The sequence below is a fragment of the Pseudoalteromonas sp. PAST1 genome, assembly GCF_021532515.1.
Classification (GTDB): Bacteria; Pseudomonadota; Gammaproteobacteria; order Enterobacterales; family Alteromonadaceae; genus Pseudoalteromonas; species Pseudoalteromonas simplex.
Window position 1 is genome coordinate 1 of the sequence record NZ_JAKGBH010000018.1, and the last position, 19,880, is coordinate 19,880.

Annotated in this window: 21 protein-coding genes; 9 read left to right on the top strand and 12 right to left on the bottom strand. The window is 40.9% G+C overall.

Translation table 11 applies throughout. The annotated features are described in order from the left end of the window. Positions 1–229: 229 nt before the first annotated feature. Together rlmF and ltaE are read left to right on the top strand one after the other, a co-directional pair. Complete coding sequence (gene rlmF / locus L1272_RS10530; RefSeq protein ID WP_138617422.1) at positions 230–1,135, top strand: 23S rRNA (adenine(1618)-N(6))-methyltransferase RlmF; 906 nt, start codon at positions 230–232, stop codon at positions 1,133–1,135. 10 nt (positions 1,136–1,145) lie between these two features. Next, a complete protein-coding gene (gene ltaE, locus L1272_RS10535; RefSeq protein ID WP_235373335.1) occupies positions 1,146–2,153 on the top strand; it encodes a low-specificity L-threonine aldolase in 1,008 nt (335 codons plus the stop codon). On the opposite strand, the gene L1272_RS10540 is transcribed toward ltaE, so the two are convergent. From L1272_RS10540 to L1272_RS10585, 10 genes are all read right to left on the bottom strand, one after another. Then, positions 2,136–2,720, bottom strand: coding sequence for a thymidine kinase (locus L1272_RS10540; protein ID WP_054552107.1), 585 nt, complete (start codon positions 2,718–2,720; stop codon positions 2,136–2,138). The two genes, ltaE and L1272_RS10540, sit on opposite strands and share 18 nt — an antisense overlap. A 65-nt stretch (positions 2,721–2,785) precedes the next feature. Continuing rightward, positions 2,786–3,523, bottom strand: a complete 738-nt coding sequence (locus tag L1272_RS10545) for a hypothetical protein (RefSeq protein WP_054552106.1) — start codon at positions 3,521–3,523, stop codon at positions 2,786–2,788. A 159-nt stretch (positions 3,524–3,682) separates the two neighbouring features. Next, a complete protein-coding gene (locus L1272_RS10550; RefSeq protein WP_235373394.1) occupies positions 3,683–4,150 on the bottom strand; it encodes a methylated-DNA--[protein]-cysteine S-methyltransferase in 468 nt (155 codons plus the stop codon). A 2-nt stretch (positions 4,151–4,152) separates the two neighbouring features. Continuing rightward, entirely contained in the window at positions 4,153–5,502 is a 1,350-nt protein-coding gene (locus L1272_RS10555) for a DNA-3-methyladenine glycosylase 2 family protein (RefSeq protein WP_194441066.1), read from the bottom strand. An 87-nt stretch (positions 5,503–5,589) separates the two neighbouring features. After that, positions 5,590–6,201, bottom strand: coding sequence for a superoxide dismutase (locus tag L1272_RS10560; protein WP_235373337.1), 612 nt, complete (start codon positions 6,199–6,201; stop codon positions 5,590–5,592). 15 nt (positions 6,202–6,216) lie between these two features. Next, complete coding sequence (locus tag L1272_RS10565) at positions 6,217–6,723, bottom strand: hypothetical protein (RefSeq protein ID WP_138599957.1); 507 nt, start codon at positions 6,721–6,723, stop codon at positions 6,217–6,219. 122 nt (positions 6,724–6,845) lie between these two features. Then, entirely contained in the window at positions 6,846–7,331 is a 486-nt protein-coding gene (locus L1272_RS10570; RefSeq protein ID WP_062565571.1) for a GNAT family N-acetyltransferase, read from the bottom strand. 125 nt (positions 7,332–7,456) lie between these two features. Next, positions 7,457–10,567: an efflux RND transporter permease subunit gene (locus L1272_RS10575; protein WP_235373338.1), complete on the bottom strand. Its 3,111-nt coding sequence runs from the start codon at positions 10,565–10,567 to the stop codon at positions 7,457–7,459. Between the two features lie 9 nt (positions 10,568–10,576). Beyond that, the gene (locus L1272_RS10580; protein WP_328250156.1) at positions 10,577–11,542 is read right to left on the bottom strand and encodes an efflux RND transporter periplasmic adaptor subunit; all 966 of its coding nucleotides are present in this window, start codon (positions 11,540–11,542) and stop codon (positions 10,577–10,579) included. A 220-nt stretch (positions 11,543–11,762) separates the two neighbouring features. Continuing rightward, the gene (locus tag L1272_RS10585; protein ID WP_054552100.1) at positions 11,763–12,140 is read right to left on the bottom strand and encodes a hypothetical protein; all 378 of its coding nucleotides are present in this window, start codon (positions 12,138–12,140) and stop codon (positions 11,763–11,765) included. Between the two features lie 169 nt (positions 12,141–12,309). On the opposite strand from L1272_RS10585, the gene L1272_RS10590 reads away from it, so the two are divergent. From L1272_RS10590 to bfr (L1272_RS10615), 6 genes are all read left to right on the top strand, one after another. Beyond that, the gene (locus L1272_RS10590) at positions 12,310–13,173 is read left to right on the top strand and encodes a cation diffusion facilitator family transporter (protein WP_138617428.1); all 864 of its coding nucleotides are present in this window, start codon (positions 12,310–12,312) and stop codon (positions 13,171–13,173) included. A gap of 64 nt (positions 13,174–13,237) precedes the next feature. Then, positions 13,238–14,308 carry a PepSY-associated TM helix domain-containing protein gene (locus L1272_RS10595; protein WP_235373395.1) on the top strand — a complete coding sequence of 357 codons (1,071 nt, stop codon included), beginning with the start codon at positions 13,238–13,240 and terminating at the stop codon, positions 14,306–14,308. 28 nt (positions 14,309–14,336) lie between these two features. Next, a complete protein-coding gene (locus tag L1272_RS10600; RefSeq protein ID WP_209328337.1) occupies positions 14,337–14,672 on the top strand; it encodes a DUF3703 domain-containing protein in 336 nt (111 codons plus the stop codon). A 180-nt stretch (positions 14,673–14,852) separates the two neighbouring features. Continuing rightward, the gene (locus tag L1272_RS10605) at positions 14,853–16,988 is read left to right on the top strand and encodes a TonB-dependent receptor (protein WP_209328336.1); all 2,136 of its coding nucleotides are present in this window, start codon (positions 14,853–14,855) and stop codon (positions 16,986–16,988) included. Positions 16,989–17,198: 210 nt separating this feature from the next. After that, positions 17,199–17,672, top strand: a complete 474-nt coding sequence (bfr, locus tag L1272_RS10610; RefSeq protein WP_054552096.1) for a bacterioferritin — start codon at positions 17,199–17,201, stop codon at positions 17,670–17,672. Positions 17,673–17,683: 11 nt separating this feature from the next. Further along, a complete protein-coding gene (gene bfr, locus L1272_RS10615; RefSeq protein ID WP_054552095.1) occupies positions 17,684–18,148 on the top strand; it encodes a bacterioferritin in 465 nt (154 codons plus the stop codon). 57 nt (positions 18,149–18,205) lie between these two features. On the opposite strand, the gene L1272_RS10620 is transcribed toward bfr (L1272_RS10615), so the two are convergent. Next, the gene (locus L1272_RS10620) at positions 18,206–18,679 is read right to left on the bottom strand and encodes a mechanosensitive ion channel family protein (RefSeq protein WP_054552094.1); all 474 of its coding nucleotides are present in this window, start codon (positions 18,677–18,679) and stop codon (positions 18,206–18,208) included. Positions 18,680–18,737: 58 nt separating this feature from the next. Beyond that, on the bottom strand, positions 18,738–19,193 hold the full coding sequence (locus L1272_RS10625) for a hypothetical protein (protein WP_054552093.1): 456 nt from the start codon (positions 19,191–19,193) through the stop codon (positions 18,738–18,740). A gap of 181 nt (positions 19,194–19,374) precedes the next feature. On the opposite strand from L1272_RS10625, the gene L1272_RS10630 reads away from it, so the two are divergent. Further along, positions 19,375–19,806 (top strand): hypothetical protein, encoded by a 432-nt coding sequence (locus tag L1272_RS10630; RefSeq protein ID WP_138599963.1) that lies wholly within the window; start codon positions 19,375–19,377, stop codon positions 19,804–19,806. Positions 19,807–19,880: the final 74 nt, after the last annotated feature.

Consider the following 19,880-nt stretch of genomic DNA (forward strand, 5'->3'; position numbering starts at 1 on the left):
AGGATCTGTAATTGAATTAAAATGTTTCAGAAAAGTAGTGCTCATATTTATGCGACCAAGTAATTATTATGCCTTGATCTGATCACTACTTGCTCTATAAGTTCAATTTATAATGATCTTGCCGTGAGTGAATAACTGATAAAGTGATTATTAGATTAGCACTCCCACATTTTAAAAATTTATTTGGTACAATCAGCCTTTGATATGGCTAACAGATAGGTTTTCCTTAATGCATCCGCGAAATCGCCACTTTAATGGCTACGACTTTACTTTGCTATGTAAAGATACTCCTGCCCTAACACCTTATATAACGCAAACGCCAGCGGGCACTGATACCATTGATTTCACCAATGCGTTAGCAGTTAAAACCCTCAACCAAGCGTTATTAAAAAGCCATTATAAAATCGATTTTTGGGATTTACCCGACAACTACCTTTGCCCGCCAGTTCCTGGCAGAGTGGATTACATTCATCATTTGGCCGATTTATTAGCAAGCGATAGCCAAGGTCGTATTCCTACGGGTAAGCAAGTAAAAGTGCTTGATGTAGGCACGGGTGCAAATGTGATTTACCCGCTTACGGGTAATCACGAATATGGCTGGCACTTCACAGGCTCAGATATTGATGTATTGTCTGTTAAAATTGCTAAGCAAATTGTGCAATTTAACCGCCTCAAAATAAATGTTAAGCAGCAAAGTAACGCCAATAAAATGTTTACGGGCGTAATATCGAATAAAGATGTCTTTCATCTAACTTTATGCAACCCACCGTTTCATGCCAGCGAGCAACAGGCAAATGCAGGTACTGAACGTAAATGGAAAAACTTAAACAAAGCGCCACAAAAAGCGCTTAATTTTGGTGGCCGTCAAAACGAGCTTTGGTGTGAAGGCGGTGAACGCGAATTTATCAGTAAAATGTGTATTGAGAGCCAAGAGTTTGCAGAGCAATGTATTTGGTTTACATCACTTGTTTCAAAGTCTGACACTTTACCTCATATAAAAAAGTTACTCAGCACACTTGATGTGAAAGAAGTAAAAGTTATAAAAATGGCACAAGGCCAAAAAATAAGTCGCTTTATTGCTTGGAGCTATTTTGACCAAACCGACCGCGAAGCCATTCTTAACGAACTAGTATAAGGATAATAAAATGATCGACTTTCGTTCAGACACAGTTACAAAACCAACAGCAGCCATGCGCGCGGTCATGAATGACGCCCCAGTAGGTGACGACGTTTATGGTGACGACCCAAGCGTTAATCAGCTTGAACAATTTGCTGTTGAGCGCCATGGCTTCGAAAGCGCCCTTTATTGTAGCTCAGGTACGCAAGCCAATTTACTAGCATTAATGGCGCATTGTGAACGTGGCGACGAATACATTTGTGGTCAACAAGCGCATAACTACAAATTTGAGGGTGGCGGTGCCGCTGTATTAGGTTCTATTCAGCCGCAACCAATTGAAAATAATGCCGATGGCAGCATAGATTTAAACAAAGTTGTGGCTGCAATTAAAGCTGATGACTTTCACTTTGCTAGAACCAAACTACTTAGCTTAGAAAACACCATTGGTGGCAAAGTTCTCCCGCTAAGTTATCTTAAACAAGCTAGAGAGTGTGTTGATAAACATAACCTTGCTCTGCACTTAGACGGTGCCCGCGTGTATAACGCGGCGGTTAAGTTAGGTGTTGATATCACTGAGATCACCCAGTATTTTGATTCAGTGTCTATTTGCTTATCAAAAGGACTCGGTGCGCCGGTTGGCTCACTATTACTAGGTAGCAAAGCACTGATTGATAAAGCGCGCCGCTGGCGTAAAGTACTTGGTGGTGGTATGCGCCAAGCGGGTATGCTGGCAGCCGCTGGTCAGTATGCACTTGAGCATCACGTAACAAGACTTGCTGAAGATCACGATAACGCGGCGTATTTAGCAGAGCAATTAAACACGTTAGCTGGTTTTGATACATCACCTTTTCAAATCGATACCAACATTGTTTACGCAAACGTTGCCGAACATATCGACTTAAAAGCAGTGGCACATGCGCTAAAAGAACAAAATATGTTATTTTCGCCAGGAAAACCACTGCGATTAGTGACCCATTTAGGCGTCACTAAGCAAGATATTGATAGCTTTATCTCAGCATTAGCGGCCGAGATTTAACGCTTCTTTATAATGTTTGCGGCACACTGATACATACCGGTCGTTGCCGCCAATTTCTACCTGATTACCGTCTGCAATCGCATTGCCATGCTCATCGGTACGCAGTACATGATTAGCTTTACGACCACAATGACATACTGTTTTCAACTCAATTAGTTTGTCAGCCCATGCAAGTAAGTATTGTGAGCCACTAAATAACTCACCTCTAAAATCGTTACGTAAGCCATAACACAGCACTGGAATACCAAGCTCATCAACCACATCCGTTAATTGCATTACTTGGTCTTTTGATAAGAACTGGCATTCATCAACTAAAATACAATGGCGCTTTTGCTCTGCATTTAAAGATTTGATTAGCTCAAATACATCTTTCTCTGCATCAAAAATATGCGCATCAGCCTGTAAGCCAATACGTGAAGACACCTTGCCAACACCTGCTCTATCATCAATAGCCGCTGTTAAAATAACCGGTTCCATACCACGTTCGCGGTAGTTAAATGCAGATTGTAAAAGTGTGGTAGATTTGCCTGCATTCATTGCAGAATAATAAAAGTACAGCTGTGCCATGATGTTGCCCAAATTTTAAAGTCGCAATATGCTACCCTAATCGAACGACAACATCATCCTTTACCTTATTCTTTTGTCCCATAATGAGTGTTTTGTTCTGAGCTCATATTTTGCAACATTCTTGCATAAACCCCTGCCAATTTTTTACTAGCGAGCTGCTCCCAAACTAGGTTTGCATCTAGTTTATGCTTATAGAAAAACTCATTTGAAAAAGCCAAATATGCTATTGAGGTATTGATCGGTGGGAACAGTGGAGCAAGTTTAAATTGGTAGTACTGACTAAGATCGACTTTATTCTTAGAAATCTCACAAATCACAAGTGCTGCATCAGCATTTCCCTGAGCAACTCGTTCAATCGCAGTTTGTAGCGTAAATGTGTGCTCAATAAAAAACGCATCTTCACTTGCAGCATCACCAACAAAATGGCCATTAGCAACAGCTAACGAGAATGCTTTTGATTGAAATACCTCACGTGAATTCCACTTTGAATGAAAACGTCGTTTACCGATTAAACATTGGCTCAAAGATGCGAATGAATATTTATCGAGAGGTTTGCCCTGTTTATTAACAGGGAAAACAGCATAGTCACTTTTAAGCGCGTTAAAACCAGAAATAAATGCATCAACAGTGCCGTGCTTTATTGATGATATACATTCTTGCCAAGGCATTTGTTGGTATTGAAATTGAACTTCATCTATTGCGAGATCTAATTCCTTTAGAGTATTAATTTGTGCTTGGCTATTAATAATGGGGATTTCGTTTTTAGCATCGATAAACATCGGCGCTTTATTATGATCCGCCACACAAATTTTAATTAGTAAGGGAGACGCCTCTTTCGCATAACAAGTAAAAGTAAAAAACAACCCTGTACACAAAAATACTCTAGTAAAAAACAACATCACTGTCATAATAAGTTACTAATTTAGTTAAGCTTTAAATAGTGTAGAAGGCAATTTAACTTTTTACAAAATTCCTTCGTGTTTCAGTAACCACTCTTTTCTTTCAAGGCCACCCGCATAGCCTGTGAGTTTACCGTTTGCGCCAATAATCCGATGGCACGGTACAATAATGCTAATCGGGTTTTTACCATTTGCAGCGCCCACTGCACGCACCGCTTTTGGGTTATTAATGGCAAGTGCTATCTCTTGGTAACTCTTATTTTGACCAAACTCAACATCCATCAGCGCACGCCACACTTGCCTTTGAAAGTGGGTACCTTGGGTATCAAGGGGTACTGTAAAACGTGTACGCTCACCGTTAAAGTATTCATTAAGCTCACTTATACACATTAAAATGGGTGTAAGGGTGTGCTCATCAACAGCCTCTGTTTGCATCGTAACCACTGGGTAGAAGCCAACGTAACTGACACCTTTTGCTGTACTTTGAATGGTAATATCGCCAATGGGGCTTGGCATTATAACTTGTTGCATACTCATAATTGTTGCCATAGTTGAAAAGTTAAATATGAACGAAATGGTGCACAGTGCTCACTGTTAAATTCGCTTATTCCAGCGAGGGCTTTTTTAACCCCTAAGTCGCCCGCTAGTAAAATGTCGGGGTGGCTTTGACCGCGTAGCTTGGCGTAATTAACTGTCCACGGACCAATGCCTTTGAGCTCAAGCCAATTATCAAGCTCTTGATTCTCTGGGTTTTGCTGACAATAAGCACTTAAACGCCGTAGTGCATCTTTGCGTGATTGTGGCATTTTAAAAAAGTCGAGTTCAGAATTGGCAACCCAATCAGGGCTTGGAAAATAGTGGTTAGTACTTTGCTGATTAAATTCATTCACAAGCTGAGTTACGAGATTGTGAGCCGCAGTAACACTCACTTGCTGACCAAGAACCGCACGTATGCCCGCTTCATAGTCTGACCAAATTCCCGGCAAACGCAACCCAACACAAAGCGGCATTGCGCCTTTAAGCTCTGCATCTAAATGCTGTTCAATAGTTTGCGTGTCGGCGTCTAAATCAAGCACACGACGAATGTTATGGATCACTTGCTGTAAATAACGGGTGTTATCTATATCAATCGCCACTTTAAAATGGTTTTTATGCTCAACAAAATGCGCAGTGAATTGCCCTTGGCAATATTTGTCTTTAAAAGTACGACCATAGCTCGTTGCACTCAGCCATTCTAGGCCACTAATTAAACGGCGCTGCAAAAAGTCATGCAGTGCTTGCCAGTTATAAGGCGGCCTAAATGCCAGTGTTAAGGTTAGCGTGGCGCTTGGTTTTTTATCTGACTTGCGTAACTTTGAAGGAGCGATATTTAACTGCTTCAAAAAAGCATCATTAAAACGACGAATACTATTAAAGCCAGAAGCAAATGCGATATCTGCCACCGATAAATCTGTTTCTTGTAATAACTGCTTTGCAAAATTGCATTGGTTAAATAATCGATATTGGGTGATCGAGAGTCCAAAGTGTTGGTTAAACAAACGGCGTAAATAACGGCTCGACACCCCTAGCCTGTCTGCTAAAACCTCACAATCGTAGGCCTCACCTTTATCAATCAGTTGTTTTGCGCGTAATGCGGTGGTTTTAGTACCTAGCCAAGCTGGGCTATTCGGTGCACTATCTGGGCGACAGCGAATACATGGCCGAAAACCATCTTGCGCAGCTAAGTGCGCGTATTGGTAGTATTCAACGTTCTTTTCTTGTGCCGTTGGTGCGGGGCAAATGGGTCTGCAATAAATGCCAGTACTTTTTACCGCCACAAAAAACACCCCATCAAAGCGTGGGTCGCGGCTTTGCCTTGCTGTTTGCCATTGTTGGCTAGTCATAATTATTCTCGTTACACGCTAATACCGTTAGCTTAACTGAATATTATTTTTTGACTAGCCAGTTTCGGACCTTAACTATTTAAACAGCTATTTAACTGCGGCTAGATATCGGCGTTCAACTTCCGGCCAATTGATCACTTCGTAAAATGCCGCAATATATTCAGGGCGACGATTTTGATACTTCAAGTAATATGCATGCTCCCACACATCTAGCCCTAAAATAGGTATGTGATTTTGCATAAGTGGACTATCTTGATTGAAGCTACTTTCAACAATCAATTGGTTATTTTCATCAACACATAACCACGCCCAGCCACTGCCAAAGCGACTTACCGCTGCATTCGTAAATTGTTCTTTAAACTCATTAAAGCTACCGAATGCTTCAACAATTGCTGTATTTAATTCACCACTAGGCTGACCGCCGCCATTAGGAGACATAACTTGCCAAAATAATGAGTGATTATGATGGCCACCCACATGCTCTTGTACTGCTTTTTGTAAAGACTCAGGCATTGATGAAATAGTGCGTAGTAATGTTTCAGCATCTTGCTCAGAGTAATGGCTGCCCTCGAGTGCAGCATTCGCTTTATTGATATAGGTTTGATGATGCAAGGTGTGATGTATTTCCATGGTTTTCGCATCAATGTGCGGTTCAAGTGCATCATAGTCATAAGCTAAATCGGGTAATGTAAAAGGCATACTGATTCCTTATCGTTAATGTAATAACTGCGTTTTATGGGGATGGTCAGCTAATAGCTGGTTGATTCGGTTAATGAGTGTCGGAAATGCCGATGCCATGCTGGCAAACTTAACCAGCTCATAATAGGTTTTGTGATGATGGTGCAGCACCAAGATGCGAACCTGCTGCTCTGGGTGATTTAACAGCGCGCTTAATCGTTGATGAGCATGGCATAGCCAGGTGCAGGCTTTATCTGGTTTTTGCATGACTTTAAATGTGTCGGCAAGATTCAAAGTGGCAACAACAAATGCTGCAATACAATGCTCTAACGAGCGAGTTACCGAATGGTTGATTGGAAAATTAGAAAACTGTGCGAGTAGTGTTTCAGCGCAGCTGCTGGCAACCGTGTAATGATCACGCGCAGTAATAAGCTCACCAGATTCAAATGCTAAGTTGCCTTGATAAATTGCACTTTGCCAAGGGGCAAGCGCGTCATCAATGGCGTTCGAGGTTAACGGTGTGTGGCGTGTTGTTTGAGTCATAAAAATCACCTGCACTTATACCAATCATTCTATGTGTATTTAAACTACACATAGAAAAGATCAAATGCAAATGATTTTTATTTATATTGTTATTTGTTGATTTTAAGCTATAACAACATTACTTATTGATGCGCAAAGTCGATAAGCTCTTGGCCTGTTAGGCGGTAAATAATCCATTCGTTTTGCGGTTTAGCACCAATGCTGTCGTAAAAATCAATGGCTGGTTTATTCCAATCAAGTACCACCCACTCAAAGCGACCACAGTCTTTTTCGAGAGCTTGCTTAGCGAGATATTGCATAATTTGCTTACCAGCACCTTTACCACGGCTATCTGCACTGACGTAAAGATCTTCTAAATACAAACCATTTTTGCCAAGCCATGTAGAGTAATTATAAAAATACACGGCAAAACCAATTGGCGTGTCGCCGTCTAAACAAATAACACTGTGAGCTGTAGCACCTTCACTGAATAACGTTTTTAAAATAGCTTGCTCGTCTGTTTTAACTGCGTCGGGTTCTTTTTCGTAGATAGCAAGTTCGGTAATAAAATGTAGGATTGTTGCAGCATCACTTGCGACTGCCGGACGAATTGTAATTGCGTTACTCACTCTGTATTCCTTTTTTACATCATTATTGTAACGCCCAGTTTATAAGGGCTTTAGCATGGTGTAAACGCCCTTTACAGAAATACACGGCATTAAAAAGGGGCTACTAAAAGTTAGCCCCATATGCTTTATTTACTCATCGACTTATAAAGAACCGGAAGTACAAATAAAGTTAAAAAGGTAGCACTGACCAAGCCGCCAACAATAACCGTGGCAAGGGGCTTTTGTATTTCGGCGCCTATTCCTGTGCTAAGTAGCATTGGAATTAGCCCAAGCATTGAAGTAAGCGCGGTCATAAGTACGGGTCTAAGCCGTGAAACTGCGCCTTCAAATACTGCTTTATCTTTGCTATCTCCTGCACTAACCCTTTGATTAATGCTTTCGACCATCACCACACCATTCAATACCGCAACACCAAATAGTGTAATAAACCCTACTGAGCTGGGTACAGACAAGTATTGCCCAGAGACATACAATGCAATCACTCCCCCAATCACAGCCAAAGGAACATTGACAAGAATAAGTACCACTTGCGATAGGTTACTAAAGGCAAAATACAGCAATAACGCAATGAGTAATAAGGCTACTGGCACTACTATCATCAGCCGCTGCTGTGCCCGTTGCTGGTTTTCGAACTGCCCACCAATGGCTACACTGTAACCACTTGGTAGCTGTATTTTATCGGCTATGGCAGCGCGTATATCGGCAACTACAGAGCCCATATCTCGCCCCTGCACATTCGCTTGAATAACCACCCGCCTTTGAACATCATCGCGACGAACTTGTGGAGCGCCAGACTCTATTTGTACATCGGCCACATCCCCTACCCTAACAATGGCACCCGCTGGGGTTCGCAGTCGAAGATCAGCAACCACATTCGGGTTTTGCCGAAAGCTTTTTGCTATACGCACATAAATATCATAGCGCTCATTGGCATTAATGATTTGCCCTGCAGATTGCCCGCCAATACCGTGCTGAACTACATCCATCAAATCAGACACCGATAAACCAAAGCGCGACAATGCCAAACGGTTAGGTTTAACTATCAGCTGCGCTTCACCGCCTATTTGCTCCATAGCAACATCTTTAGCACCAGGTATTTGCTGAACTAGCTGCTCAATTTGTTGGCCTTTTTCAGTTAAAACGCCTAGGTCACTGCCGAATAATTTAATGGCCAATTGCGCTTTAACACCGGATAAAAGCTCATCGACTCGGGTTGCTATGGGCTGCGAAAAGTTAAACAAAAGCCCTGGGAACTGCTCAAGCTTGGCTTCCATTAGTTGCTGTAATTCGACCCGCGTTTTCGCGTTTACCCATTGCTCATGAGGTTTTAAGCCTAAATAGATTTCAATGTTATTAACCGGTTCAGGATCTCCCCCCACTTCAGCCCGACCGATCCGGCTCAGCGCATATTCCACCTCACTAAATTCAAGCAGCATGGCTTCAAGCTTTGGTGCAACTAAGATTGCCGTATCGAGACTTGCAGATGGAGCAAGTGTCACACGAAGGTTAATAGTGCCTTCTTCAAGCTCTGGCACAAATTCAGTACCCAACCTTGGAAGCATAATGGCCGCTACAATCAGTAATAACCCTGCTATAGCTAAAACGCTACGTTTAGCCTGCAATGCTTTTTGTAAAGCCCGTTGATAAAGCATATCGATAGGTTTTAACAGAATACTTTGCTTTACTGTCACGCCCTTGGCAAATAAGTACACGCACAGAGCTGGCACCACAACCAAGGCAACGATCACAGCGCTAATAATCGCAAGCATAATACTTACAGCCATTGGCTGAAATAACTTCGCCTCAACGCCTTCAAAGCTAAACAGCGGTAAAAATACCGTTAGTATGATCAAAGAGGCAAAAAAGATAGGCCGTGCGACTTCTTTTGCAGCAATAGCCACCAGCTGCGAAGAAGGCTTATGTTGATTATGTTTAAGCCCTAAGTGCCTAAATACATTCTCAACCATCACAACAGAGCCATCTACCAGCATACCGATTGCAACAGCAATCCCACCTAACGACATTAAGTTTGCCGACAAGCCAAGCCATGCCATTACACTCAGTGCTAAGCCTATCGAGATAGGGATCGACAACAACACCAAAAATGTTGCCCTTAAATCCAACAAAAATAGCGCTAATACAATGATAATAAATACAAAAGCTAAAAGCAGTGCGTCAATAACCGTTTGTACCGCTTGGCTTATAAGCTCTGCTTGGTCGTAAATGGCTTTAAATTCAACCCCTTTTGGCAGTGCTTGATTTATCATCTCGACACGCGCGTTAATGCCATCAATCGTTTGCTTGGTATTAGCGCCCATTCGCTTGAGCACTATACCAGTCACCACTTCACCACGATTGACTATTTCGCCTTGTTCATTGCGTTTAGATAAGGTGACAGCGCCTTGGCGAATTTCACTACCAAGCTCAACATTCGCAACATCAGCCACTTGAACAACCGTCCCATCAATGGTTTTGATAGGTGTTTGTGCAATCTCAGCAAGCCCTTTTTCGCCTGGGGTAAACCAACCTGTACCACGAATAACAAGCTGCTCTTGACCACGGTTCATATACCAGCCACCCACATTACTGTTGTTAGCATCTAGTGCGTTACTAACATCTTGCTGTGTTAAGTCATAAGCAAGGAGCTTATTGGGGTTTATGTTCACTTGATACTGCTTTACCTCACCGCCAAATGACAGAATATCGGTCACACCATCAATAGGTAATATAAGTAATTTAACCACCCAATCATTCAAACTACGCAATGCCATGCTATCTATGTTGGCATCTGGCTTTGCTTCAAGTAAATACTGATAGACTTGTCCAAGTCCTGATGTATTAGGGCCCATGGTTGGCATACCCACACCATCTGGGATCAACTCTTTAGCAGACTGCAAACGTTCAAAAACCAGTTGCCTAGCAAAGTAAATATCGACGCCTTCTTTAAACACCACAGTGACGCCCGATAACCCTGTTTTAGAAATAGAACGCACCTGCTCTACATCGGGCAGCGCATACATAACCGCTTCTATCGGGTATGTGATCAGCTGCTCTACTTCTTCAGCCGCAAGCCCTGGCGCTTCGGTATTCACTGCAACTTGCACATTCGTCACATCAGGAAAGGCGTCTAAATTAAGTTTTGGGATCATAAATGCACTCACTGCAATCGCTGCAAGCAAGGCCAATACAACCAGTAAACGGTTCTTTATCACCGCCTCTATTAATAAATTAAACATGTATCACCTCTAGTGGTTATGCGGATCAAATCCGCCTTTAGCTAGCTGTGATACAATAAAAAAAGCACCTTGGGTGACAACTTCAAGCCCGGCTTTAATACCTAACACTTCGCGATAATCACCAAAACGTCTGCCAAGGGTTACTTCTTGGGCAGCAAAGCCACCATCGTCATCAACGACAAATAACTGCCAGTCACCATCTGCACTGCGTGTTAATGCGTTTTCAGGTACGGCAAGTACCTCTTGGTCTGTTTCAAAATGAAAATACACATCCGCAAACATGCCTGAGTGCAAACTATGCTGGGTGTTTTTTACCTCGAGCCTAACGGTTCGTGAACGTGTTTGTTCATCAATGGTATGTGCTTCTTGAATAACCCTTGCTTGATAGCGATTGCCGTTAACTTCTAAAAGCGCCGTAGAGCCATTACTGATAGTACGGTCTTGATTAGCTGAAAGCTGAGCAGCAACCCAAAGCGCAGATTCATCGGCTATTAGCATCAGCTCAATCCCCGAATCTACTCGCTGACCTTGGGCAAAGTTATCGGTTAAAACAGCCCCCGATGTTTGTGCAAATAAGGTGTATTCACCGAGTTTTTCTGGGCTTATGGTGAGTGTTTGTGCAATAGCTTGTTTTGATAAACCAAAGGCAACTAACCGGCTATAAGCCACTTCATATTCGGCTTTGGCAGTTAAGATTTGTTTTTCGCTGACTGTGCCTGCGGTCATTTTAGTAACGCGTTGCCACTCGGCTTCTGCTAATCTAAATTCTGTTTGCTGGCTAGCCACTTCGCCACTAAATAAAGTGACTAAAGAGTCTCCTTTATTTACATGCTGCCCTAATAAGGCATGGCGTTTTACAACGATAGAATCAACGCGCGGTGACACCACATAACTGGCGTAGCCATTGGCTTTTATTTCGCCCGGTGCATACAAGGTTTGCTTGTGTTTTTTCAGTACAAGGCGTTCTACTTTGATATTAGCGAGTTGCTGTTGCTGCTCAGTTAAACTGACTTCATTAGCATGCTAAGCTTGCTCATTTTCTTGGTGGTAATGCGCTTGCTCTGTCGCATAAATATTTGTCACAGTCATATAGCATACGCACAGCAATGCATAACGCATAAAATTTCTTAAATACATAGAGTGTCTCTTACTTAAAATGGGCTAAGCCCAACTAAAATCTAAAAAAGGTTTTGGATTAAGTAAGAGCTAAAATAGGTGGGCGATGTAGCGGTGCTAAGTCAGCCGATTTGAAGTTGAAATCAAGTGATTCAATTTTAGCGAAATAAACATCAGTAGGTTCAGACAATTGCAGCGAATCGACAAACGCAGGGCTGTGACAAACATGACAATGGCCTTTCTCGGCTGAGTCAGACAACTGTTTGCTAAGCTCGGCATGCTCTGATTGATGTAACTGGTGATCGCCATTGGCTGCGCAATGGGCTTCAAGGTCAATTTCTTCTGATAACAGTACCGAGGTGTGATTAAACGCAGCATTATGATCGGCCACATCAAAGCTATCCAGCAGTGGCTGGAGCAATAATACGCTAATCAAAATAATAAATGCAGCTTTCACATTGAGCCTAAAAATTAGAACTAAAAATTGGTACAACGGCGCTAAATTAACAAATCCACCGGCATTTGAACAGTAAATTATAATCTGTACACGACAAATCATTACAAACATTTCAATACCACGGCACGCATGGTATAAAAATAAAGCAAATCAATAACTCGGTATTTTTATGGGACACGGACACCACCACCATCATCACGATACAAATAACCAAAGCACCCGCCAACTCATGCTGGCAGTTGCAATCAATGTGTTATTAACTGTTGCGCAGGTGATTGGCGGCCTTGTTTCTGGCAGCTTATCGTTAATTGCTGATGCACTGCATAATTTAAGTGATGCCTCGTCGTTATTCATTGCCCTAATCGCCCGAAAAATTGGTGCCAAACCTGCCAATGATCGTTATCAATACGGTTATAAACGCGCTGAAATTTTAGCAACCTTATTTAATAGTTTAAGTTTAATTGTGATTGGTGGTTACTTAATTGTTGAAGCTATCTCCAACTATTTAAACCCTGAGCCCATTGATGGTTGGATCATCATTTGGGTTGCGGGTTTTGCGCTAGTTGTTGACCTTGTCACCGCCCTTTTAACTTACAAAGCAGGTGCTAAAGACAGTATGAATATTCGTGCTGCGTTTATACATAATGTGTCTGATGCATTAGCTTCAGTGGTGGTGATCATAGCAGGTACCTTAATTATTCTTTATCAATGGTATATTGTTGATTTAATTGCCACTATGCTGATTTCTTTGTATGTCATTTACCATGGTGTTTTGCTGTTAATAGCGAGCAGTAAAATATTGATGCAGGCAGCCCCTGATAATTTTGCTTTAACAGCAGCTATTACTGAGCTCAAAACCCAATTTGCAATTACTGATATTGATTATCTCAAAACGTGGCAAATAGACGATCATCACGTTCATTGCGAGCTAAAGTTTAGTGCCAAGCACAACATCAATAACGATGAAATACGTCACTTTTTGCATGATAACTTTGCAATTGAAAGCTGCACCATTGAACAAGTTTTAGTGTAAATGTTACGCGTTATCATTTACTATTCAGTTTTGTTTTGACAGCAAACTGAAGGAACAAACCTTGTTGAAGTTGTGGTTACGTCGTACGCATTTATTGCTTGCCTTAGTAAGCGGTTTATTTTTGATTTGTTTAAGTTTGACCGGTGCGTTGCTTATTTACGCAAAAGACATTCAATACCTTACTCAAAGCGATAAATGGACTGTAACACCAGCGGCTTCAGCACTTGATTTTGATAGCCTCATAAAACATATTTCAGCTTCAACTAAACAACCGGTTACCCTGTTAATGCCTGAGCAGCGCAGTGATCTTGCCTGGCAATTACAGTTAGCTAATAACCGCTATGTCAGTGTTAACCCATACAATGGTCAAGTTCTACATGAGTACGATTACTACAGCACGATTTATGGTTTTACCATGGCTTTGCACCGCTGGTTGCTTTATGAAGATGCCGATAAGAACCGCCCGCTAAGAAATTGGGTTTCGGTATGTGCTCTAATACTCATTTTTGAGATTCTGCTTGGCTTTTATATTTGGGTTAAGCCAAAAAATCGTATTAAACGTTTGGCTATTAAGCGTAAAGCAAAATTCAGAGTGTTAATGTATCAGCTACATACCGTTCTGGGTGTGTATTTTTTAATTCCACTCATTTTAATCGCTTACACAGGTATGGCGTTTAACTGGAAGCCACAAACCAAAGCCGTATTAGAATTTGTGATGCAAGGCACTGTTGAAGAGAGACCTAAACCGCCAGCCGTTATTCCCCCTTTAGCGGACACGCCTTTACAAGTGCAAAAAGCGTTTGAAAACGCACAAACTGTATTTCCTGAGGGTAAGTTATTTAGAATTTATTTACCGAAAAAACCAACTGATAACATAGGTTTTAGAATAGAGAACCCGGGTGAAAGCCATGCCTATAGTTGGGTATGGGCGAACCCATATTCAGCAGATATTGTTGCAAGCTATGATGCCAGCCAAAGCTCATGGACCACGCAAACATGGAACTTTAAATATAAGTTTCATATTGGTGATTTTGCAGGCTCTATCGTGCAATTACTGTGGTTACTATTTGCTTTATCACCGTTGTTTTTCACGATTTCAGGTGTTTACTTTTGGTACAAACGGCATTACAAATAAACAACCATTACTAAACATACCATTCGCCATGAATAATGAGCTCAAAAATGCCTTTAACACCGAAATGATATTGGCTAGAACTAGTTATGAGAAAGCAGATTACACAACCGCCTTTTATCACTTAGAGCGGGCTCATATTCTCGGTCAAAGCTATATTATTCCGCACACTTACTCACATTGGTGGATGTGTAAAATTGGTTTTAAAACCCATAATACCAAGGAAATAATTGGCCAATTTGTTCGTATGGCTGCTTCAATTGTATTTTCGCGTATTTGGGTACCACTCGGTAACACCGGCGGCACTAATGTTAGCCCTTTCAAACCAATGCCTATACCTGACGACTTAAAACGCTTTTTAAACTAAAAATACATCTTTCTTCTTGCTAAACCTAATAGCTATTTGCTTAATAACTAATTTAAAAAGTAGGTACAAAACAACACAGTTAATTATTGCAAACAATTATCATTAGCCTTGCCTTTACACTTCTTTACATTTAGACTGCCGCACAATCACATAATAAATACCGATTTAACAAGGACAAGCATGTTAAAAACCTCACTTACTCTGGTCGCTCTTGCAATTAGCGGCCAATCATTTGCTGATAATGCCATCAATAAAAAACTTACCGCAGAAGAAATGGAACACGTTGTTGTATCGGGCAGCCGTGTATTTGAAAGCATTGATGAAGTACCCGCTTCTGTCACGATTATTAGCCAAAAGCAAATTGAAGAGCATTTAAAAGTTAATCCAGAACTACAAAGCTTACTTGCGCAAATGGTACCTGGTCTTGCACCTGATACAGGTAGTTCGAGTAATACAGGTCAGAGTTTACGTGGCCGTGCACCACTTGTGATGATTGATGGTGTGCCACAATCTACACCACTCAGAAACGGCTCGTTAGGGGTCAAAACACTCGACCCAAGTGCCATTGCACGTATTGAAGTGATCAAAGGGGCTACCTCTGTTTATGGAAATGGTGCATCGGGCGGTATTATTAACTACATCACAAAACAAGCAACAAGTGATGGTCAGCCTGAAGGTGAAATTAGCCTATCTTCACGCTTTAGTGCAGTAAAACTTGAAGAAAGCGCTGGTGCCCGTGTCTCTGCAGCGATTAACGGCCGAGCTGATAAAGTTAGCTACTTATTTACCGCAAGTTACGAAGAAAATGGTGTTCAACGTGACGCAGAAGGCGATATTCTTGGCTTACAATATGGTTTATCTGATGCAGTAACCGAAAACTACTTCACCAAACTAGGTTATGATTTTGACGATGAGAAGCAACTGCAATTTAGCTATAACTACTTTAGCTCTCAACAAAAAACCGATTTAGGTGACGTAGTTGGTAACCTAAACGATGGCGAAAAAACCTATGCCATTCATGTACCTAAAGAGCTGCAAAAGAAAGGTAAACCACAAGGCCCAGATGGTAACGAAAACATTACCTTAAAATACACAGACTATGCCCTGTTTACTAATACCCAAATGACGCTCGATCTTTACATGCAAGACATCGAGAACGTGTTTTTCTTTTCTACCAACCTAGCTAACCCAGACGAAGGCTACGAAGGCGGCCAATCAATTATTCGCTCTGAAAAGAAAGGGGCGCGCGCTACCTTTAATACCCTTGTTGATTTTGACAATGTTGAAGCTACCTTCATTTATGGCCTAGATGCACTGAATGATGTGACGTCTCAGCCACTTGTAGATGGCCGTGTTTGGGTACCAGAAATGGATATGGAAAGCCTTGCTGGCTTTTTACAAACAAAATGGGTTATCAATAATGATTTAGTTATTAAAGCGGGTGTGCGCCAAGAGAGCATTGATTTAACCGTTGATGACTATGAAACCTTAAAGCTTTGCCGCTCAGAAACACAGTGCTCAGTGCCGCTTAGTGTAAAGGGTGACACCATAGATTATGATGCAACCACTTATAATGTAGGTGTGAAATACAATTTACTTGAGGCCTTCAGCCCGTTTGCCAATTATTCACAAGGCTCTGATATCTCAGATATTGGCCGCCTATTACGTGCAGCAACGGTAAATGATATTGGCTTAATTCAAACAGAAGCATCAATCATAGATAACTATGAGATTGGTTTTACCTCGCAGTTTGATGACTTACGTTTTGAATTTGCTGCTTACCGCAGTACATCAGAGTTTGGCACCACAAACAGCTTTAATGAAGTAACCGGTGTGTATGAGCCGGTACGTGCACCGCAAGAGATTTGGGGTTACGAAACATTAGTTGATTATAAAATTAACCCAACTCTAAAACTGGTTGCAACTTACAGCTATGTTGAAGGTAAAAACACCGAAGACGACATTTACTTAGGTTCGCGCCAAATAAGCCCACCAAAAGGCACTGCTAACTTAAACTGGCAGCCTAATGATGAATTATCACTGACGGTGAGTTATTTATATGTGGGTTCACGCAAACGCTTTGAACCAAATGCAGACGGCGACTATGTTGGCGACCAAGGGCCAATTAGCAGCTACAACCTGTTCAACCTAAGCGGTCGCTATAACTTTAGCGATAACTGGCAAGCGTTTATGGGGGTAGAAAACCTATTTAACAATGATTACTACCCTGCCCGTGCCCAGTCATACACCTACGGTGGCTATAACATTAAAGGTTTAGGTACCACTGTGACACTTGGTGCAACCTATAGTTTCTAAATTAAACTTTGTTTAGAACAACAAGCCCTTCTTAGTAAGGGCTTTTTTCATTTAAGAATAGAAACGATAAACTGTTCATTTATCAACCATTAACGCAAACTTAAACGAGAATCACAATCAATAGTAAACAACTGATTTACAAAGGAAAAAGTTTGCAATCTTGTTTTTATATACTACAATTACCGCAACTTGGAATTTGAGGACAGCATTATGAAAGGTAACCAAAAAGTCATCGATAGTTTTAACAAACTACTCGCAAACGAATTAGCTGCTATAGATCAATACTTTATTCATTCTCGTATGTATGACGATTGGGGCCTAAATAAGCTGTATGAGCGCCTTAACCACGAAATGGAAGAAGAAAAAGATCACGCTGATTGGTTGATCAAACGTATTCTGTTTTTAGAAGGCGTACCAAACATGACTAAGCGTCGTGACCTTTTAATTGGCTCAGACGTAAAGAGCATGATGCAAAATGACCTTACACTTGAGCTAGAAGTGGTTGACTGTGTTAAAGAAGCCATTGCCATCTGTGAACAAGAAAAAGACTATCAATCACGTGAAGTGCTTGAGAAGCTATTGTTTGATACAGAAGAAGATCATGTTTACTGGTTAGAACAACAGCTTGGTCTAATCGACAAAATTGGTAGCCAAAACTACCATCAATCTCAAATGGGCGAATAGAGGCTAATTGTATGAAAGGTGATAAAAGCGTCATTGCTGCACTTAATAAAGTATTAGCGAATGAATTAGTAGGTATTAACCAATACTTTTTACACGCTCGTATGTTTAAAGATTTTGGTTTTTCAAAATTAGACAAAGCTGATTACAAAGTATCTATTCAAAAAATGAAAAACGCCGACCGTTTAATTGAGCGTATTTTGTTTTTAGAAGGTTTACCAAATTTACAAGATTTAGGCCGCCTACGTATAGGTGAAAACTCTGAAGAAATGATCGAAGCGAATATGAGCTTTGAACTTGATTCATTACCTGATCTTAAAGCGGCAATTAAACTTGCTGAAGAGAAAAAAGATTACATCAGCCGTGAAGCGCTAGATAACATCTTAAATGAGCAAGAAGAACAGATTGATTGGCTTGAAACACAGCAGCAGTTAATCAAAACCGCAGGGCTTGAGAATTACCTGCAATCTCAAATGTAATTTGCTAAAACTTAAAAAAGCAGCCTAGGCTGCTTTTTTTATGGCTAAAATTTGTGATTAATCGTCTTCGCGATCAATGATTGACACTTTATTACTTAAAATTAAAGAATTAGGAATTAAATGCACCGCTCCCTCGCCTTTAATTGTGATATAGCGCAAATTAAGATCAATCACAGTGCCCTTTGAGTTACTCACTTCAATGTAATTACCAAGCTTAATGGGTTTATAAAGCACAATCATGACACCTGCGACTAGGTTTGAAATAGCATCCTTCAACGCAAAACCCAAAGCAAAGCCTGTTAGGCCTAAGCCAGCAACTAACGCGGCTACGTCAAAACCCAGTTTCGATAACGCCAGCACAATACCAATGAATAATAAAATAGCGCGCTGCGAGTTAGAAATCAGCCGAAAAGTTTCAAGAGCGGTTGAATCAAAGCGACGTTGAAACTGTTTAATAGCGCGGTCAATAATAAGGCTTGCTATATAAAAAGCAGCAAGCACTAAAAATGCTTGAATAAATTGGCTAGTCATAGAATTATCAGTTAAAAAATAAAGCCATCATAGGCTTAAAATTGTGTGAGGGAAACTATTATTGCTTTTCAAACACACAAGACACGTCAGGTTTACTCAGCGTGTAAGTAATATCGGCATTATCTTTAAAACGCAGATCTTCTGTTGTTGAACCGTTGTCGCCTTCATTATCACAGCGAAAATAGCGCTTAGTTCTAACAATGCCATTTACAAAGTATTTTAACTTCGAACTGACAACACAGTAGTTAGGGATCTTCTTCACCTGGGTTCCGTTATGTAAGTCACTAAAGTCGATTAACGTTCCTAACCTAAAGCCTTGCGTAGGTTCTTTTATCAATGCAAAGGATGCGTTTTGGCAAACCGCATCGCTACCCTCTTTTACTTTATAATTGCCTTGTTTATCTTTTATCAAAGCCAAAAACTGCGTTTTATTGCTTGGCTTTACATCAAGCAAAGCACTTGCATAAGACGATGTTGAAAACAAAAAAAACACTAAACAAAAGTAATATCTCATTGAAAATCCATAAACTTATAGACACTTAACTAGCATAGCATGCTGATTATGGTTGGTGAATTAATTACCTACTAGTTAATACGACTAAAACATGAAATTAGTTCTGTGATTTAACTTCTCATAGGAAACAAAGCTGTTTATATGCTATAAATTTTAAAGTGACATCTTTGGAGGGAATCTTATGAAATTAATCAAACTAATTACCTTAACGACATTTCTTGCTTTAACAAGCATGCAAAGCCTGGCGAGTGATGACGAATGGAAATCGATTGCCGAGAAAAAGGTAAGCTACAAAAGCGAAACCGATACTGTTAACCCAATCACTAGCAGTCGTTACAGCCATATTAAAATTAAATGTACTCATGGCACAGTGAATCTTAAGAAAATTAAAGTTATTATGAATACCGGTGAAGAAAAGGTGTTTGATAACCTTGGTGTTTTAACCAAAGGAATGTCATCACGTAGCTTAAGTTTACCTGACAAAAACGACGCCAAACTCGATAAAATCAAACTTGAATATGAATCGGTAGGCAGCACAGCCCTGAGTATGGCAGGTGTAACCGAAAAAGCCGAAGTCGAAATTCTCGCGAAAAAAGCTAAGAAAGATGATTAAAGTTGCGAGTCAATGATCTTTGAGACCATGCACCTTAAGTAGCAGCAGCTTTATACTGCTACTTTTTAAATACA

Coding starts and splice junctions, on each gene's coding strand:
- L1272_RS10575 (WP_235373338.1), bottom strand. CDS start 10,567: ATGTTTAATTTATTAATAGAGGCGGTGATAAAGAACCGTTTACTGGTT.
- L1272_RS10630 (WP_138599963.1), top strand. CDS start 19,375: ATGAAATTAATCAAACTAATTACCTTAACGACATTTCTTGCTTTAACA.
- L1272_RS10590 (WP_138617428.1), top strand. CDS start 12,310: ATGGGACACGGACACCACCACCATCATCACGATACAAATAACCAAAGC.
- L1272_RS10600 (WP_209328337.1), top strand. CDS start 14,337: ATGAATAATGAGCTCAAAAATGCCTTTAACACCGAAATGATATTGGCT.
- bfr (WP_054552095.1), top strand. CDS start 17,684: ATGAAAGGTGATAAAAGCGTCATTGCTGCACTTAATAAAGTATTAGCG.
- L1272_RS10605 (WP_209328336.1), top strand. CDS start 14,853: ATGTTAAAAACCTCACTTACTCTGGTCGCTCTTGCAATTAGCGGCCAA.
- L1272_RS10625 (WP_054552093.1), bottom strand. CDS start 19,193: ATGAGATATTACTTTTGTTTAGTGTTTTTTTTGTTTTCAACATCGTCT.
- rlmF (WP_138617422.1), top strand. CDS start 230: ATGCATCCGCGAAATCGCCACTTTAATGGCTACGACTTTACTTTGCTA.
- L1272_RS10555 (WP_194441066.1), bottom strand. CDS start 5,502: ATGACTAGCCAACAATGGCAAACAGCAAGGCAAAGCCGCGACCCACGC.
- L1272_RS10560 (WP_235373337.1), bottom strand. CDS start 6,201: ATGCCTTTTACATTACCCGATTTAGCTTATGACTATGATGCACTTGAA.
- L1272_RS10565 (WP_138599957.1), bottom strand. CDS start 6,723: ATGACTCAAACAACACGCCACACACCGTTAACCTCGAACGCCATTGAT.
- L1272_RS10550 (WP_235373394.1), bottom strand. CDS start 4,150: ATGCAACAAGTTATAATGCCAAGCCCCATTGGCGATATTACCATTCAA.
- bfr (WP_054552096.1), top strand. CDS start 17,199: ATGAAAGGTAACCAAAAAGTCATCGATAGTTTTAACAAACTACTCGCA.
- L1272_RS10620 (WP_054552094.1), bottom strand. CDS start 18,679: ATGACTAGCCAATTTATTCAAGCATTTTTAGTGCTTGCTGCTTTTTAT.
- ltaE (WP_235373335.1), top strand. CDS start 1,146: ATGATCGACTTTCGTTCAGACACAGTTACAAAACCAACAGCAGCCATG.
- L1272_RS10540 (WP_054552107.1), bottom strand. CDS start 2,720: ATGGCACAGCTGTACTTTTATTATTCTGCAATGAATGCAGGCAAATCT.